Below are 17,122 nucleotides of genomic sequence, written 5' to 3'. Positions count from 1 at the left end.
GCGGCGGGGCCTGCAGGCCCCGCGCGTGACGGCTGTCAGATCGCCTGTCCCGCCAGAAGGCGTGGGGCGTCCTTCGCCTTGGTGCCGGCAGCTTCCCCGATGAAATAGGATTTGAGCTTCGGCAGGCGCTCCACCACGCCAAGTCCGAAGTCGCGTGCGATGCGCAGCGGGCCGATATCATTGGAGAACAGCCGGTTCAGCACGTCCGTGGTCACCCCCATGCGGAAGGTGTCGAAGCGTCGCCAGGTCTGGTAGCGCTCAAGAATTGTCAGCGCGCCGATGTCCAGCCCCAGGCGGTCAGCTTCCACCACGGTTTCGGCGAGCGCCGCCACGTCCTTGAAGCCGAGGTTGAGGCCCTGGCCGGAAATCGGATGGATGCCATGCGCTGCATCGCCCGCCAGCGCCAGGCGCGGTGCCACGAAGGCGCGCGACAGCGTAAGGCCGAGCGGAAACGCCTTGCGGCCGCCCACCACGCTGAGGGTCCCGAGCTTGTGGCCGAAGCGGCGCTGCAGTTCCTCCTCGAAGATCAGGTCGTCGGCGGCAACCAGCCGGTTGGCATCCTCGGTCCGCTCCGTCCACACCAGCGAGGAGCGGTTGCCGGTCATCGGCAGGATGGCGAAGGGGCCGGGGGGCAGGAAGTGCTCTTCCGCGCAGCCCTCATGCGGCCGCTCGTGCTCGACGGTGGTGACGATGCCGGACTGGCCGTAATCCCAGCGCACGGTCCTGATGCCGGCCATATCGCGCAGTTTCGAGCGAACGCCGTCACAGGCGACGACGAGGCGGCTTTCCAGCACCTCGCCGGTCGAAAGCGTCAGGCTGGCGGCATTGGAGCCGGCGACGAAGCCGGTGGCAGAGGCACCGTGACGGATCTCGATGCCAAGCTCGCCGCAAGCGCGACGCAGCGCCCGCACCATGGCGACATTCGGCACCATGTGGGCGAAGGGGTGGCCTTCCTCCACCTCGCCGTCGAAGGTCAGGAAGACCGGGCGAACGGGATCCGCGGTGCGCGAATCCGTGACGATCATCCGGTTGATCGGCTGCGACTGGGGGGCGATCTCGTCCCACAGCCCCATCACGTCCAGCATGCGCGAGGCGGCCGCAATGATGGCGGAGGCGCGCTCGTCCTTTTCCCAGACGTGATCAGGTGCAGCCTCGATCACGGCGATGGACAGATGTGGCGCTGCCTGTTTGGTCGCCACTGCGACGGAAAGGCCGACATACCCGCCGCCCACGATCAGCATATCCAGCATCGCTTGCTCCTGCCGTACTTGTGATTGCACTGCCCGACATATAGATCATCGATCCTGTGCTTCCTACCGTCGGAGACCGTGAAAAATGCCGCAGCCTGACGTCGCCCTCTCGCCGATGGACGAATTGATCGCCACGCTTGACCTGGAGCGACTGGAGGAAAACCTGTTTCGCGGGGTCAGCCCGCAGATCGGCTGGCAGCGGGTGTTCGGCGGACAGGTGATCGCGCAGGCGCTGATGGCCGCGCAGCGCACGCTGCCGGAGGACCGCTTCGTGCATTCCCTGCACGGCTATTTCCTGCTGCCCGGCGACCCCAAGGTACCGATCGTCTACGATGTCGAGCGGTTGCGTGACGGCTCGAGCTTCACCACCCGCCGCGTGACCGGCATCCAGCACGGACGGGCGATCTTTGCCATGTCCGTCTCCGCGCAGATCGAGGAGCCGGGCTACGACCACCAGACGGCGATGCCCTCCGTCAGGGCGCCGGAAGACCTGATGGGAGAGGACGAGTTCCAGAAGGATTTTCTGGCCCATGCGCCGGAAACGGTGAAGCGCTACTGGGGGCGCAAGCGTCCGGTCGAGATCCGGCCCGTCTCGCTGGTTCACTATATTTCCGATGAGAAGCTGAAGCCCGAGCAGCAGATCTGGGTGCGTGCCACCGGCGCGGTGCCGGATGACCGGCACTATCAGGCCGCCGTGCTGGCCTATCTCTCGGACATGACGCTGCTCGATACCTCGCTTTACGCGCACGGCACCACGATCTTCCATCCGTCGATCCAGGCCGCGAGCATTGACCACGCCATGTGGTTCCATCGTCCCAGCCGCCTGGATGACTGGCTGCTTTACGCGCAGGACAGCCCCAGCACCTCGGGGGCGCGCGGTATGACGCGCGGCGCGCTTTATGACCGTTCGGGCGCACTCGTCGCCTCGGTGGCCCAGGAAGGATTGATTCGCAAACGGGCAAGTGCCTAGTTTGGGGTCATTTTTGAATTTTTGCCTAAGAATTGAGCGCCTAAATGGCGCTCAATTGCATTTCAGCATGTGGTATCGCTGATAGTCTTTATAATTCAATAACTTGTTTTGTGGCGAGAATCTGGCACGCGCCTTGAATGTATAGGGTCAGTCGCTGCTCACGGATCTGTCAGCGGCAGGAGAGTCGGCTCCGCGCCGAGGCAACAAAGGATGGGAAACCACATGAAAATCGTGATGGCCATTATCAAGCCATTCAAGCTGGATGAGGTGCGCGAAGCCCTCACCGCTGTCGGCATCCAGGGCCTGACCGTGACCGAGGTGAAGGGTTACGGGCGCCAGAAGGGACATACCGAAATCTACCGCGGCACGGAATATGCTGTGAGCTTCCTGCCCAAGCTGAAGATCGAGATCGCGGTGGCATCCGACCTGGTGGAGAAGGCCGTCGAGGCCATCGCATCCGCCGCCAAGACCGGCCAGATCGGCGACGGCAAGATCTTCGTCTATTCCATCGAGCAGGCCGTGCGCATCCGTACCGGCGAAACCAACACCGAAGCGCTTTAAGACACGGCTGATCAGGGGAGTTTCTCGCAATGTCATTTTCCAAGTTCTCGTCCATGTATGGACGTCTGGCTGCCGCATCGGCAGCCCTCCTGGTGCCGGCCATCGCCTTTGCCCAGGATGCAGCGCCGGCCGCCGCAGCGGCTGCGCCGACGCCCGACAAGGGGGATACGGCCTTCATGTTCATCAGCACCATTCTCGTGCTGTTCATGGCCGTTCCCGGCCTCGGTCTGTTCTACGGCGGCCTTGTGCGCGCCAAGAACATGCTCTCCGTCCTGATGCAGTGCACGGTCATCGCCTGCGCCGTGATGATCATCTGGGTTCTCTACGGCTATTCCTTCGCCTTCGGTGGCGCGACCAATGCCTTCTTCGGCGGTACGGCCAAGATGTTCCTGTCGGGTGTGTCGACCACCACGACGGCGGCAACCTTCACCAAGGGCGTTGTCATTCCGGAATTCATCTTCGTGCTGTTCCAGATGACGTTCGCGGCCATCACGCCGGCGCTTATCATCGGCGCCTTCGCCGAGCGCATCAAGTTCTCGGCCTCCATCCTGTTCTGCATCCTGTGGGTCACCTTCGTGTACTTCCCGGTTGCCCACATGGTCTGGGATGCCAACGGTTACCTGTTCGGTCTCGGCGCGCTTGATTTCGCCGGTGGTACGGTCGTTCACATCAACGCCGGTGTTGCCGGCCTGATCGGCGCCCTGATGGTGGGCAAGCGGACCGGCTACGGCAAGGACATGATGGCCCCGCACTCCATGACGCTCACCTATGTCGGTGCCGCCATGCTGTGGTTCGGCTGGTTCGGCTTCAACGCCGGCTCCAACCTCGAAGCCTCCGGTGGCGCCATGCTCGCCAGCGTCAACACCTTCGTCGCCACGGCTGCCGCCACCCTCTCCTGGTGCGTTGTCGAAGCGCTGACGCGCGGCAAGTCCTCCATGCTGGGCGCTGCATCCGGCATGATCGCCGGCCTCGTTGCCGTCACCCCGGCTGCCGGTATCGTCGGCCCGATGGGCGCTATCGTCATGGGCATCATCGTTTCGCCGCTCTGCTACTTCTTCGTCTCCGTGGTGAAGAACAAGTTCGGTTATGACGATACCGCCGACGTCTTCGGCGTGCACGGCATCGGCGGCATGTTCGGCGCCATTGCCACCGGCATCTTCGCCTCCGCTTCGCTGGGCGGCGTCGGTTATGTCGGAGAACAGACGATGGCCGGCCAGGTCATGGTTCAGATCCAGGCCGTGGTCATCACCATCCTGTGGACGGGTATCGGCTCTGCGATCCTCTACAAGGTGGTCGATATCATCATCGGTCTGCGCGTACCGGTGGAAGCCGAGCGCGAAGGTCTCGACCTCGCCTCGCACGGCGAAGCTGCCTATCATTCGTAAGGAGCGTGGGCGTCGCTTGGGCGCCTCCGCACCCCGAATTTTGAATATCTGATCTGTGGCCCGGGAAACCGGGCCATTTTTCATCATTAACGTCCGTTAATGATTTGCAATCCGTTATTTGCGAAAACGATAATAAAAACGCGGATTTAAAATTGATTTGAAAGAAATTCTTCGGAGGTGTATCTGCTTTTGGGGAGGGAGTATTTGACATTACTTTCTGACCGGAGATTGTATGGTGGCGAAGGCAATTCAACTGATGCACTCCCGGAGCGGTCTCTCGCGGACCGGATACTACGGCTTTAGCTGGACCTCGCTGGTTTTCGGCGGTGTTCCTGCCATCTTCCGCGGTGATCTCGTCATGGGTGCGAGCGTGTGTGTCGCAGGCGGCATCGCCGCGCTTCTGGTGGGGGTGATCGGTCTTGGCCTGCCGGGCCTGCTGGTCGGCTGGCTTGCCGTCGGCGCCGGCTGGGGCATGGTCTACAACAGGATCTACACAAAGCGGCTGATCGAACGTGGCTATCGCTTCGCGGACACCGACCAGCGCAATGCAGAGGCGCAGCGGGCCGTGGGCATGGACGGTATGCCGGTCGCATCGCGCGCGGGCGGCTGACAGCTGCCCGCCTCGCCCAGCGGCCCGGATCCCTATCTCTGTCCGGACGTGGTTAAAGCGACGTTAACCAACCTTGCGTAATCTGACGTGAAGACGGGATGCGTGCGGGCGGGTGAAAAACCTTTCTGGCCATCGCGCGAAACCGAAACGTTCAGGCTGATCGACCATGGGCAGAAGCACTCCGGCCGCGATGGCGCCGAATTCCACCCGCCATGCGCTGGTGTCCTTCATCGTGCGCCAGATTCTCGCCCTGTGCGGTTTCGCTCTCTTCCTTGCGCTTGCCCTGGCCGTTGCCGCGCTTGCCAGCTGGAACGTTGCAGATCCGTCGTTCTCTTACGCCACCAGCAATCCGCCCACCAATCTGCTCGGCTATCCCGGTGCGGTGTTTGCCGACCTTATGATGCAGTTTTTCGGCCTTGCCAGCGTGCTGGCCTTGCTTCCGGTGCTGGCCTGGTCCCTGTCTCTGGTCTCCGGCCGCTCCTTCCGCCGCATTCCCGCACGCCTGGGCGGTTTTGCGCTGGGCACGGTGCTGGCAACGGCCGCGCTCGGCTGCTTTCCGGTGCCGATGACCTGGCCGATCCCCAACGGCATCGGCGGTGTCGTCGGCGACATGATCCTGCGCTTTCCTGCACTCTTTATCGGAAACTATCCGACTGGCACGGTGGCGATCGTTCTGGGCATGCTGTTTGCCGTGCCGGCCGTCTGGTTCCTGCTGTTTGCCGCCGGTCTCGTCGGTCGCGAGGAGGAGGAACTCTTTGACGAGGACGACGAGGAGGAGGCGCCTGTCCAGAGCCGCCGCCGGGCCGCGCCGGCGGACGAGGATGACGATGAGCGGGAGGGCTTCTTCGCCGGCCTGCTCGCCTTCGGGGCGCTGGCCCATTACTGGTACATCACGCAGGCAAGGCTGCGCCGGCTGCTGCGCATCGCGCCGCCCTCGCGCCAGACGGCCGCTTATGATGCGCCTTATGACTTCAACGAGGACGAATTCGGCAAGCTGAATGAACCGGTTCGAGCCAAGGTCGGGTCTCCGGGTCGCCTCGAACCCTCCCTCGACAGCCCGATGTCCGATTTCATGGCGGCACGGCGGCGCATCTCGCCGCCCTCGATGGGCGCCGTCGATGAGGCTGATGACGAGCCGATGCGTCCGGCCGGCATCCTGCCGGATAAGGATGACGAGCCTTCCTTCGATGCGCCGCGTCTGCGGCAGGCTGGGGCAAGGGCGTCCGGTCGCGTGGCGGCGCCTGCCGCACCGACGCGTCCAGGCGCCCGTGTCGTGCGGGAGGCGCAGTCTTCGCTGCTCGACCCGGAGGGTTTTCAGCTTCCCTCCGTCCATCTGCTCTCCGAGCCGCGCAACGTGGTGCGCGATGCAACGCTGTCGGCCGATGCTCTGGAGCAGAATGCCCGCATTCTCGAAGGCGTTCTTGAGGATTTCGGCGTCAAGGGCGAAATCATCCATGTGCGTCCGGGTCCCGTCGTCACGCTTTACGAACTCGAGCCGGCGCCCGGCATCAAGTCGTCACGCGTCATCGGCCTTGCCGATGACATTGCGCGGTCGATGAGTGCGATCGCCGCCCGCGTCGCGGTCGTTCCCGGCCGCAATGCGATCGGCATCGAGCTGCCGAACCAGGGTCGCGAGACGGTCTTCCTGCGCGAACTGATCGGCAGCGGCGATTTCGATGCCAGCAAGGCGAAGCTTGCCATGGCGCTCGGCAAGACGATCGGTGGCGAGCCTGTCATTGCCGACCTCGCCAAGATGCCGCATCTGCTCGTCGCAGGCACCACCGGTTCCGGCAAGTCGGTTGCCATCAACACCATGATCCTGTCGCTGCTCTATCGCATGACGCCGGACCAGTGCCGCCTGATCATGATCGATCCGAAAATGCTGGAACTCTCCGTCTATGACGGCATTCCCCATCTCCTGTCCCCTGTCGTCACCGATCCCAAGAAGGCGGTCGTGGCGCTCAAGTGGACCGTCCGCGAGATGGAGGAGCGCTACAAGAAGATGTCGAAGATCGGCGTGCGCAACATTGACGGCTTCAACAGCCGCGTGGAACAGGCTCTTGCCAAGGGCGAAGTGCTGACCCGCACCGTACAGACCGGTTTCGACCGGCAGACGGGCGAGGCGATCTACGAGACGGAAGAGTTCGACCTGAAACCGATGCCCTACATCGTCGTGATCATCGACGAAATGGCTGACCTGATGATGGTGGCGGGCAAGGATATCGAAGGTGCCGTGCAGCGCCTGGCGCAGATGGCGCGCGCTGCCGGTATTCATGTGATCATGGCGACGCAGCGCCCCTCCGTCGATGTCATCACCGGCACGATCAAAGCGAATTTCCCGACGCGAATCTCGTTCCAGGTGACGTCGAAGATCGACAGTCGCACCATTCTCGGCGAGCAGGGTGCCGAACAGCTGCTCGGCATGGGCGACATGCTCTATATGGCCGGCGGCGGGCGCATCCAGCGCGTGCACGGCCCCTTCGTCTCCGACAACGAGGTGGAAGACATCGTCTCGTACCTCAAGACGCAAGGCGCACCGCAATATCTCGAGGCCATCACCGCCGACGAGGAGGATGACGAGGATGGCGGCGGCCCGGCCGGCACCGGCAATCTGTCGGACTCCGAAGATCCCTATGATCAGGCCGTCGCCATCGTGCTGCGCGACGGCAAGGCGTCGACCTCCTATATCCAGCGCCGCCTCGGCATCGGTTACAACCGTGCCGCCTCGCTGATCGAGCGCATGGAGCAGGAGGGCATCATCAGCCCGGCCAACCATGCGGGCAAGCGCGAAATTCTCGTTCCGACCGAATCCGACATCATCGAGCGTTGAGGCCGTCTCGGCGAACGGCAGCGGGGACATCTTCGCGGCCGCTGGCCTGCCCGACCGCCCTGCCGCTCCTGTCACGAAGCCGCCGTCTTTCGACGCCATAAGACGCCTGAAGGAGATCCCATGATGACACCCCGTTCTATTCCGTCGCACCGCCCGTCGCTCAGCCGCCGCCATCTGGTGCTTGGCCTTTCCGGGCTTGCGGCGGTCGGGCTTGCAGGAGCTCCCGCCCTGGCGCAGGGACCATCCGATGCAGCGCAGAAGATCGCCGACCATTTTTCCTCGGTAAAGACCATGACCGGCGAGTTCGTACAGTTCGGCCCGAGGGGCGAACAGACGGGCGGAAAATTCTTCATCGAACGTCCCGGCAAGCTGCGCTTCAATTTCGAGGATCCGTCGCCGATCCGTGTCATCGCAGATGGCAGTAACGTGGTCGTCGGCAATCTCAAGTTGAAGACCTGGGATCTCTATCCGCTCTCCAAGACGCCTCTCAGCCTGCTTCTGGCCGATCGCATCGATCTCTCCAACCAGATGGTGCGGGCGGTGAAGGAGGAAAGCGACCTCACCACCATCGTGCTCGGCAACAAGACCGTGTTCGGCGATTCCACGATCACCATGATGTTCGATCCGAAGACCTATGACCTGCGCCAGTGGACGATCACCGACCTGCAGGGCAAGGACACCACGGTGATGATCTACAATGTGCAGACCGGCGTCCGCTTTGACAGCAAGGTCTTCACCATTCCCTATGACGACGTCCACAAGCTGTAACGGCCTCATCCGCTGCCGCTCTGGCATGCCCGCGATGATCGGCCGGGCGGCCTTGCTCTTGGCAAGCGAAAGGTTCTAAACCTCGACGGATCACGTCGAGGTTTTTCGTATGTCCTTTTCCATCACCACCTGGAACATCAATTCGGTGCGCCTGCGCCTGCCGATCGTCCAGCAGTTCATCGCCCGGGCCCGGCCGGACATTCTCTGCCTGCAGGAAATCAAGTGCCGGGAACCGGAATTCCCGTTCGAACCGCTGAAGGAGATGGGCTATTCCCACATCATCCTGCATGGCCAGAAGGGCTATCACGGGGTGGCGATCCTCTCGAAGGTGCCGCTCCTTGAAGACCACCGGCAGGATTATTGCGGCGTCGGCGATGCACGCCACATTTCGGCGATCTTCGAGCGCGGCGGCCGGCGCATCCGCCTGCACAATTTCTATGTGCCCGCCGGTGGCGACGAGCCGGATCGCGGCATCAACCCGAAATTCGGCCACAAGCTGGATTTCGTGGAGGAAATGAAGGCGCTGAGGGCTGATCTCCCGGGCACATCCTCCATTCTCGTCGGAGACCTCAACATCGCGCCGCTGGAGCATGACGTCTGGTCGCACAGGCAGATGCTGAAGATCGTCAGCCATACGCCGGTCGAGACCGAGGGTCTGCTGGAGGTGATGCGGCAGGGCGGCTGGCTGGACCTGATGCGCCAGCACGTGCCGGCCTCCGAAAAGCTCTACACCTGGTGGAGCTACCGCGCCAAGGACTGGGAAGCGGCCGATCGCGGCCGCCGGCTGGACCATGTCTGGTCCTCTTCCGATCTCGGTCCCCTTCTGGAGAGCATCGAGGTTCTGAAGGAGGCACGCGGCTGGGAACGTCCCTCCGACCACGTGCCGGTGACGGCCACCTTCCGCTTCTGAAATCGTGCCCTCCCGCCTCGAACGGGAGGGTTTTGCTTCCGCCGGGGGCGTTCAGCCGGCGCGACGGCGTGCGACGCAGGGCGCCATGACGCAGAGCAGTTCGAACAGGATATTGGCGCCGGCCAGCGCCGTCAGGCCCGCAACGTCGAAGGGCGGCGCGACCTCCACCACATCGGCCCCGACGATATCGATGCCGGCCAGCAGGCGCACCAGTTGCTGTGCCTCGCGCGTGGTGAAGCCACCGATTTCCGGCGTGCCGGTGCCCGGTGCCATCGAGGGGTCGATGCTGTCGATGTCGAAGGTCACATAGGTCGCGCCGTCGCCGACGATGGCGCGCGCCTCCGCCATCACATCCTCGACGCCGCGCGCGACGAATTCCTCCATGTAGATGATCCGGATGCCCTGCGATTTCGCCCAGTCATGGTCGGTGGTGTCGTAGATCGAGCCGCGAATGCCGATCTGCACCATCCGCTTCGGATCGAGCAGGCCTTCCTCGATTGCCCGGCGGAAGGGCGTGCCGTGCGTGTATTTGTTGCCGCCGAAATAGCTGTCATTGGTGTCGGTATGGGCATCGAAATGCACCATGCCGACCGGTCGGGATTTGGCCACGGCCCGCAGCACCGGCAGGGTCGTCAGATGGTCGCCGCCGACGGAGAGCGGCAGCGCGCCGGCCGCGACGATGGCGGCAATGCCCTCCTCGATCCGCTTCAGCCCGTCCATCAGGTCTATGGGGTTGACCGAGACATCGCCCACATCGGCAACATTGGCGATGGAGAAGGGTTCGACACCCGACACATGATGCACGCGGCGGATCAGGCTGGACTGGTTGCGCACCTCGCGCGGCCCGTGGCGCGCGCCGGCCCGGTTCGTCGTGCCGCCATCCCAGGGAATGCCGACCAGCGCGATGTCGAGACCCTCGGGCGAGGCAACGGCCGGCAGGCGCATGAAGGTGGAATGGCCGGCAAAGCGCGGCACTTCGGCTGCATCGACGGGCTGGTGGAAGGCTGATGTCATGAAATTCTCCGGTCAGGATCGGCAGGCAACAACAATGCCGCTGCAGTGCAGCAGAACCGGTCGACGCTGTAAATGCCGCCACGCGAAAAGATCGCCGTCAGGCGTCCGGCACCTCGAAGGCCTCGCCGGGGCGGAGCGCGCGGAAGCGCTGAGGCGCGATTGCCGCGGCGGTGAGGGCATTGCGAAGGGCTGCCAGAGGCTCCTCGATGCCTTCGTCCGTCAGCTTCACCGTGCCCCAGTGATGGCCGACGGCATGCGCGGCGCGGGCCAGTTGCATGCCGGCTACCGCCTCCTCCGGGTTCTGGTGCTGCGCCTGCATGAACCAGCGCGGCTCATAGGCGCCGATCGGCAGGATGGCGAGACGGAAGCTGCCATGCTTCTCCGCGGCGGCACGGTAATTGATGCCCTGGTGAAAGCCGGTATCGCCGATGTGGTAGATCTTGCCAGCCTGGGTCTCGATCACGAAGGCACCCCAGAGCGCCATGCGCCGGTCGTTCACGCCGCGTGCCGACCAGTGGTGGCAGGGCTCGCAATGGAGGGTGACATTCTTGCCGGCATAGGCCTGCGAGCCCCAGTCCATCACGGTGATGCGCGGATCGTTGAGGTCCGGCCCGAAGATCGCGTCATTGCCGAGCGGCGTGACGAAATGCGGCCGATGCGCCGCATGCAGGCGCTTCAGGGTGTCGAGATCGAGATGGTCGTAGTGATTGTGGGTGACGATGACGATGTCGATCGGCGGCAGGTCCTGCAGCCGGATACCCGGCGCATTGACCCGCTTCGGCCCGGCAAACGAGACGGGGCTCGTCCGCTCCGCCCAGACCGGATCGGTCAGGATATTGAGACCGGCCACCTGGATCAGCATCGAGGCATGCCCGACCATGGTGACGACGAGCCGGTTGCCCGTCACCCGCTTCTCCGGTACGGCGGGCGCAAAGGGGCTGGGATAGGCCTCAGGCCATGCGATGCTCTTGCCGTTGAAGCGCCAGCGCAGCAGGTTCATGAAGCCCTTCGGCTCCTCGCCGCCGGGATTGAAGAAGCGGGTTCCGTCGAAATGGTCCGAAACCGGCCCCTTGTAGTAGCGATTGGCTGCCATGGCTCTCCCTGCCGCCAGCCCGCCGCCGAGAAGCGCGAGACTGCCGATGCCTGTCCATTTCAAGAATTGGCGTCGTTTCATCATGAATCTATAGGAAGTGAGGGGTGACGCTTCAAGCGATGCTACGTCACATGAGGCGCTGCTGGATCAGAGCCTCAGGCTGGCGCGATGTCTGTCCGGGCAAAATCCTCCCCCACGAACAGCAGCGGCGCATTGAGCGCCTTCGCCGCCGCATAGGCAAAGCAATCGCCGAAGTTCAGCCTTGCCGGATGGCCCGTGGCGCGGCCGAACCGGCGGGCCGCATCGAGCGCCAGCCGATGTGTGCCGGTTTCGAGCGGGATTTCGATGGCGCCTATGGCGTTCATGAAGTCCTCTACATCGGCCTGCACTTCTGCCAGAAGCGCTGCCGGTGTCGGCACCTGATCTCCGTAGATCGAGACTGCGGTCTTCCGGGCAAGGCTGACGACCGCCTCATACATGGTGATGGAGGTGTAGTGGATGGGATCGGCTGCCTCTCGAATGCGTTTCAGCAGATCGTCGGCCAAAACTTCCCGGGCGAGGATGGCGACCACCGCGGATGCATCCAGGAACATCAGACTTCCCACATCTCGTCCATGTAGGCTTTGTCATCGTAACGGGCAGGATGGCTTCCCATGCGAGACGCAATTCTGTCCTGAATCCTGGTAACACTGTCTTTTGGAGCCTGCCGGCCGTCGCCCCGCGTCAATTCGTTCTGGAGCGCCCGGCGGACCGCCTCGGATTTGCTCTTCGCGCCCAGTCGTCGCATGACCTCGCCGGCCAGGGCATCGATTTCCGCATCGCGAATGTCAAGGGACATCATCGGCCTCCGATCCATGAACCAAGCTCACCCTACCATAAGGCGCGACCCATCGCAAAATCGGGCGTTCCCGCAAAAATCCCTGAAAGCCTTGACTTCTGCGGCATCATCGGGTTTAAGCACGCCGATCTGCTCAAAGTTGACAAGACTTTAGCCACCGACCGGGACCCGCAAAGGTATAAAGAGATCCCGGAGGTCAACACCCGACAGCGCGTTGCGCCCTCGGGTGCTTTTTGGCTTTGCGTCTTGTTTTCGGGCGATGAAGACCCGACGTTTCCGGTTCGACCGGCAAATGTCTAGAAGGATGACACGATGTTCGAAAACCTCCAGGACCGTCTTGGTTCCATCTTGAGTGGACTGACCGGCCGTGGCGCGCTCTCCGAGGCGGATGTCTCGGCGGCCCTGCGCGAGGTTCGCCGTGCGCTGCTCGAGGCAGACGTGGCGCTGGAAGTCGTGCGCGCCTTCACCGATCGTGTGCGCGAGAAGGCCGTTGGCGCCGAAGTCCTGAAATCGATCAAGCCCGGCCAGATGGTCGTCAAGATCGTCCATGACGAACTGGTCGAGATGCTGGGCGCCGAGGGTGTCGCGATCGACCTGCATGCGGCAGCCCCGGTCGTCATCATGATGGTCGGTCTTCAGGGTTCGGGCAAGACCACGACATCAGGCAAGATCGCCAAGCGTCTGACGGAGCGCGACAAGAAGAAGGTCCTGATGGCCTCGCTCGACACGCGTCGTCCGGCCGCCCAGGAACAGTTGCGCCAGCTTGGACAGCAGACCGGCATCGATACGCTGCCGGTCATCGCCGGCCAGTCGCCGACCGACATTGCCGCCCGCGCCGTGCAGGCTGCGAGGCTCGGCGGCCATGATGTCGTCATCCTCGATACCGCCGGCCGCACGCATATCGACGAGCCGCTGATGGCCGAGATGGCCGAGATCAAGGCCCGCTCGAAACCGCATGAGATTCTGCTGGTCGCCGACTCGCTGACCGGTCAGGACGCCGTCAATCTCGCTCGTAATTTCGATGAGCGCGTCGGCATCACTGGCCTCGTGCTGACCCGCATGGACGGCGATGGCCGTGGGGGGGCGGCGCTCTCCATGCGCGCCGTGACCGGCAAGCCGATCAAGCTGATCGGTGTCGGCGAAAAGATGTCGGAGCTGGAGGAGTTCCATCCCCGCCGCATCGCCGACCGTATTCTCGGCATGGGCGACATCGTCTCGCTCGTCGAGAAGGCGGCCGAAAATATCGACGCCGAAAAGGCGCGTGCCATGGCCGAGAAGATGGCCAAGGGCAAGTTCGACCTGAACGACCTCGCCGACCAGCTGCGCCAGATGAAGGCGATGGGCGGCATGGGCGGCATCATGGGCCTGATGCCCGGCATGGCAGGCATGAAGGACAAGCTGGCCGCGTCCGGCATGAACGACAAGATGTTCGACCGGCAGATCGCCATCATCTCCTCGATGACCAAGGCCGAGCGCGCCAATCCGGACATTCTCAAGCATTCGCGCAAGAAGCGCATCGCGGCGGGCTCCGGCACGGATGCCGCCGAAATCAACAAGCTGCTCAAGATGCATCGCCAGATGGCCGATATGATGAAGGCTATGGGCGGCAAGGGCAAGGGCGGCATCATGAAGCAGATGATGGGCGGCCTGGCCGGCAAGATGGGCCTCGGTGGTCTCGGGGGCGGCATGCCGGATCTGTCGAACATGGATCCGAAGCAGCTCGAAGCGCTGGCCAGGCAGGCGGAAGCCGCGGGCTTCAAGCCGGGTTCGATGCCGGGCCTGCCGGGTGGAATGCCGGGTGGCGGCCTTCCGGGTCTCGGCGGTGCCAAGCTCCCGGGCCTGGGCGGTCTTCCGGGCCTGCCCGGTATGCCCAAGAAGAAGTGAGGGTTTTTCGATGGTTGATCCGAAGGTGAAGGAACAGCTCGGCAAATACCGCCAGTCGATCGACAACATCGACGCGGCGCTGGTGCACATGCTGGCCGAGCGTTTCCGCTGCACCAAGGAAGTGGGCATCCTGAAGGCCCTTTACGATTTGCCGCCGGCCGATCCGGCGCGCGAGGAATACCAGATCGAACGGCTGCGCCGCCTGGCCAAGGATGCGCAGCTCGATCCGGACTTTGCGGAAAAATTCCTGAATTTCATCATCAAGGAAGTCATCCGTCACCATGAAGCCATTGCCGCCGAACATGGCGGTGCAACCGAAAAGACCGCCTGACGGCGGACTCGACACCAGACAGCCCGTCGAAGAGGACGGCCTGAACCGAAACTGAAGGAGTTAGAAATGTCCCTGAAGATCCGTCTCGCCCGTGGTGGTTCCAAGAAGCGCCCGTATTATCACGTTGTTGTTGCCGATGCCCGCTCGCCGCGCGATGGCCGCTTCATCGCGACCGTCGGTTCCTGGAACCCGATGCTGGCCAAGGACAACGAGCAGCGCGTCGTTCTCGATGCCGAAGCCATCAAGGCCTGGGTTGCCAAGGGCGCACAGCCGACCGACCGCGTTCTGCGTTTCATGGCGGAAGCCGGCATTGCCGAGCGCGACGCCCGCAGCAACCCGACCAAGGCTCAGCCCGGCAAGAAGGCTGTCGAGCGCGCCAAGGAAAAGGCTGCCAAGGCTGCCGAAGCCGCTGAAGCTGCTGCTGCCGAATAAGGCTGCACGCATTCCCGCATGACGGGCCTGCTTGACGGGCGGGTGGCATGGCGACGTGCCGCCCGCTTTGCGTTTTCAACAGGCTGTTTTCAAGTCGTGCGATTGGCTGTAGAGCATCCGTCGATGAAAGAGGGAGCCACCATGGCCAAGCTGGAAAACCCCGTCCTGATGGCAACGATCGGCGCGGCGCAGGGCCTGCGCGGCGAGGTTCGCGTGCGCGCCTTCACCGCCGATCCGCTGGCGCTCGGCGATTACGGCAATTTGCACAGCGCCGACGGCCGCGTCTTCGAGATCCTCGAGATCCGCGAGGCGAAAAATGTCGTGATCGTGAGGTTCCGCGGCGTCAACGACCGCAATGCCGCCGAGGCGCTGAACGGGCTTGAATTGTTCATCGACCGCGACAACCTGCCGGACGAGGAACTGGACGAAGACGAATTCTTCTACGCCGACCTGGAAGGGCTCGAAGCCGTCGATGCCGAGGGAAACAGCTACGGCCAGGTGAGCGGCGTCTTCGATTTCGGCGCAGGCGATCTTCTGGAGCTCAAGGGACCGGGTCGTCGCCCGACGCTCATTCCCTTCTCCGAGGCGGCCGTGCTGGAAATCGACCTGGACGCCGGCCGCATCCTGGTCGATCCGGTCGCTGCCGGTCTGGTCGAGACGCCGGACGAGGATGCGCCGCCCGAGCCGAATGGCAAGACGGGCGGCAAGACGGGCGGCAAATCCGGCCGCAAGCCGAAGGGCGAGGCGGAGTGACGGCCGCCATGCCCTATCGCGCCACCATCCTGACGCTCTATCCCGACATGTTTCCGGGCCATCTCGGCCATTCTCTGGCCGGCAAGGCCCTGGAACGGGGCGACTGGTCGCTGGAGACGGTGCAGATCCGCGATTTTGCGACCGACCGGCACCGGACGGTGGACGATACGCCGGCCGGCGGCGGTGCCGGCATGGTGCTGAAGCCGGACGTCTTGGCGCGCGCCATCGATTCGGTGGCAACTGACTGGCGTCCGCGCCTGCTGATGAGCCCGCGCGGTCGTCCGCTGACGCAGGAGCGGGTGCGTCAACTGGCGGAGGGCGAGGGGGTGGTGATCGTCTGCGGCCGCTTCGAAGGGGTCGACCAGCGGGTCATCGATGCACGGGCGCTCGAGGAAGTCTCGATCGGCGACTATATTCTCTCCGGTGGTGAACCGGCGGCGCTGACGCTGCTCGACGCCGTGGTGCGCATCCTGCCGGGCGTCATGGGCAATGCCGCCTCCGGCACGCATGAAAGCTTCGAGACCGGGCTTCTGGAACATCCCCACTATACCCGGCCGCAGGAGTTCGAAGGGCAGGGCATTCCCGCCGTGCTCACCTCCGGCAACCATGCTGCCATCGAACGCTGGCGGCACGAGCAGGCGCTCGCGCTGACGAAGGAGCGCCGCCCGGATCTGCTTGCAAAACCCTCTCAGCCGGTGACGAAGTAATAGATGATCAGGGCGGCACCGACAGCCACCACGATCATCCGCATGATGGTTTGTGGCACGCGCCGTGCCGCCCACACGCCGGCATAGCCGCCGGCTGCCACGGCCGGGATCATCACGATTGCCTGCGGCCAGGCGACCACGCCGCCGCTGACGAAGACGATGATGGCAACTGCCGCGATGACGGTTGCGAGCAGGTTCTTCAGCGCATTCAGATGATGATAGCTGCCGCCGGTCGTCAGTCCCAGCACGGCGAGCATCATGATGCCCATGCCGGCGCCGAAGAAGCCGCCATAGATCGCAGTCACTCCCTGCCCGGCGAGGCTGGAGAGCGAGCTTGCGGAGCGCTCGGCGGTGGCCTTCGGCTGCAGAAGCGGGCCGGCTGCGAAGATGGCCGTTGCCGCGGTCAGCAGCCAGGGCACCAGTGCCCGGAAGGAGGGGTTGGAGAGCGCCAGCAGGATCAGCGCGCCGGCAAGCCCACCGAGGGCCGAGACAAGCGTCAGCGCCACGGCGCTGCGCCAGCGCTTCAGAAGCTCGTCCTTGTAGGCGAGCGTGGAGGTGACATAACCCGGAAACTGGACGATCGAGGAGGTGGCATTGGCGGAAATCGGTGGAATGCCGGCCAGCGTCAGGGCGCCGAAGGTGAGAAAGGTGCCGCCGCCGGCAATCGCGTTCACCGCGCCCGACAGAAAGCCGGCCACGAACAGCAGCCCGATCATCGACAATGTCATGCGGTGTCCTCCCAAACCCCGTTGCCTTTGCAGATAAACGGCATGGGCCGTTGCCACA

18 protein-coding genes are annotated in these 17,122 nt (G+C 63.7%); 12 read left to right on the top strand and 6 right to left on the bottom strand.

Going from position 1 to position 17,122, the window contains the following annotated elements; all coding sequences use genetic code 11:
* Positions 1-35: 35 nt before the first annotated feature.
* Entirely contained in the window at positions 36-1,250 is a 1,215-nt protein-coding gene (locus FNA46_RS16265) for a ubiquinone biosynthesis hydroxylase (protein ID WP_143126255.1), read from the bottom strand.
* An 85-nt stretch (positions 1,251-1,335) separates the two neighbouring features.
* On the opposite strand from FNA46_RS16265, the gene tesB reads away from it, so the two are divergent.
* From tesB to FNA46_RS16230, 7 genes are all read left to right on the top strand, one after another.
* Entirely contained in the window at positions 1,336-2,220 is an 885-nt protein-coding gene (gene tesB, locus FNA46_RS16260) for an acyl-CoA thioesterase II (protein WP_244618027.1), read from the top strand.
* 210 nt (positions 2,221-2,430) lie between these two features.
* Positions 2,431-2,781, top strand: a complete 351-nt coding sequence (locus FNA46_RS16255; RefSeq protein WP_185969881.1) for a P-II family nitrogen regulator — start codon at positions 2,431-2,433, stop codon at positions 2,779-2,781.
* A gap of 29 nt (positions 2,782-2,810) precedes the next feature.
* A complete protein-coding gene (locus tag FNA46_RS16250) occupies positions 2,811-4,166 on the top strand; it encodes an ammonium transporter (protein ID WP_143126253.1) in 1,356 nt (451 codons plus the stop codon).
* A gap of 256 nt (positions 4,167-4,422) precedes the next feature.
* A complete protein-coding gene (locus FNA46_RS16245) occupies positions 4,423-4,776 on the top strand; it encodes a hypothetical protein (protein ID WP_210245891.1) in 354 nt (117 codons plus the stop codon).
* A 166-nt stretch (positions 4,777-4,942) separates the two neighbouring features.
* Positions 4,943-7,606 carry an FtsK/SpoIIIE family DNA translocase gene (locus tag FNA46_RS16240; RefSeq protein ID WP_143126251.1) on the top strand — a complete coding sequence of 888 codons (2,664 nt, stop codon included), beginning with the start codon at positions 4,943-4,945 and terminating at the stop codon, positions 7,604-7,606.
* 123 nt (positions 7,607-7,729) lie between these two features.
* Positions 7,730-8,374 carry an outer membrane lipoprotein carrier protein LolA gene (locus FNA46_RS16235; RefSeq protein ID WP_425468772.1) on the top strand — a complete coding sequence of 215 codons (645 nt, stop codon included), beginning with the start codon at positions 7,730-7,732 and terminating at the stop codon, positions 8,372-8,374.
* Between the two features lie 109 nt (positions 8,375-8,483).
* Positions 8,484-9,284: an exodeoxyribonuclease III gene (locus tag FNA46_RS16230; RefSeq protein ID WP_143126249.1), complete on the top strand. Its 801-nt coding sequence runs from the start codon at positions 8,484-8,486 to the stop codon at positions 9,282-9,284.
* Positions 9,285-9,335: 51 nt separating this feature from the next.
* Here FNA46_RS16230 and speB read toward each other — a convergent pair whose 3' ends face one another.
* The 4 genes from speB to FNA46_RS16210 form a co-directional block, all read right to left on the bottom strand.
* A complete protein-coding gene (gene speB / locus FNA46_RS16225; RefSeq protein ID WP_143126248.1) occupies positions 9,336-10,298 on the bottom strand; it encodes an agmatinase in 963 nt (320 codons plus the stop codon).
* Between the two features lie 97 nt (positions 10,299-10,395).
* Positions 10,396-11,472, bottom strand: a complete 1,077-nt coding sequence (locus FNA46_RS16220) for an MBL fold metallo-hydrolase (protein ID WP_143126247.1) — start codon at positions 11,470-11,472, stop codon at positions 10,396-10,398.
* A 74-nt stretch (positions 11,473-11,546) separates the two neighbouring features.
* Positions 11,547-11,984, bottom strand: coding sequence for a type II toxin-antitoxin system VapC family toxin (locus FNA46_RS16215; protein WP_143126246.1), 438 nt, complete (start codon positions 11,982-11,984; stop codon positions 11,547-11,549).
* A complete protein-coding gene (locus tag FNA46_RS16210; protein WP_246103132.1) occupies positions 11,984-12,232 on the bottom strand; it encodes a type II toxin-antitoxin system VapB family antitoxin in 249 nt (82 codons plus the stop codon). Before FNA46_RS16210 ends, FNA46_RS16215 begins: the two co-directional genes overlap by 1 nt.
* Before the next feature lie 309 nt (positions 12,233-12,541).
* On the opposite strand from FNA46_RS16210, the gene ffh reads away from it, so the two are divergent.
* From ffh to trmD, 5 genes are all read left to right on the top strand, one after another.
* Positions 12,542-14,113, top strand: coding sequence for a signal recognition particle protein (gene ffh / locus FNA46_RS16205; RefSeq protein ID WP_143126244.1), 1,572 nt, complete (start codon positions 12,542-12,544; stop codon positions 14,111-14,113).
* A 10-nt stretch (positions 14,114-14,123) separates the two neighbouring features.
* On the top strand, positions 14,124-14,444 hold the full coding sequence (locus FNA46_RS16200; protein WP_143126243.1) for a chorismate mutase: 321 nt from the start codon (positions 14,124-14,126) through the stop codon (positions 14,442-14,444).
* 66 nt (positions 14,445-14,510) lie between these two features.
* Complete coding sequence (gene rpsP, locus FNA46_RS16195) at positions 14,511-14,876, top strand: 30S ribosomal protein S16 (RefSeq protein ID WP_143126242.1); 366 nt, start codon at positions 14,511-14,513, stop codon at positions 14,874-14,876.
* 141 nt (positions 14,877-15,017) lie between these two features.
* The gene (gene rimM, locus FNA46_RS16190) at positions 15,018-15,629 is read left to right on the top strand and encodes a ribosome maturation factor RimM (RefSeq protein ID WP_143126241.1); all 612 of its coding nucleotides are present in this window, start codon (positions 15,018-15,020) and stop codon (positions 15,627-15,629) included.
* 8 nt (positions 15,630-15,637) lie between these two features.
* The gene (gene trmD, locus FNA46_RS16185; RefSeq protein WP_143126374.1) at positions 15,638-16,336 is read left to right on the top strand and encodes a tRNA (guanosine(37)-N1)-methyltransferase TrmD; all 699 of its coding nucleotides are present in this window, start codon (positions 15,638-15,640) and stop codon (positions 16,334-16,336) included.
* Here trmD and FNA46_RS16180 read toward each other — a convergent pair.
* Positions 16,318-17,064 carry a sulfite exporter TauE/SafE family protein gene (locus FNA46_RS16180; protein ID WP_143126240.1) on the bottom strand — a complete coding sequence of 249 codons (747 nt, stop codon included), beginning with the start codon at positions 17,062-17,064 and terminating at the stop codon, positions 16,318-16,320. The genes trmD and FNA46_RS16180 overlap by 19 nt on opposite strands.
* Positions 17,065-17,122 lie beyond the last annotated feature (58 nt).

The sequence above is a fragment of the Affinirhizobium straminoryzae genome, from assembly GCF_007004135.1.
Lineage (GTDB): Bacteria > Pseudomonadota > Alphaproteobacteria > Rhizobiales > Rhizobiaceae > Neorhizobium > Neorhizobium straminoryzae.
This window is presented reverse-complemented; position numbering and strand designations above follow the sequence as displayed.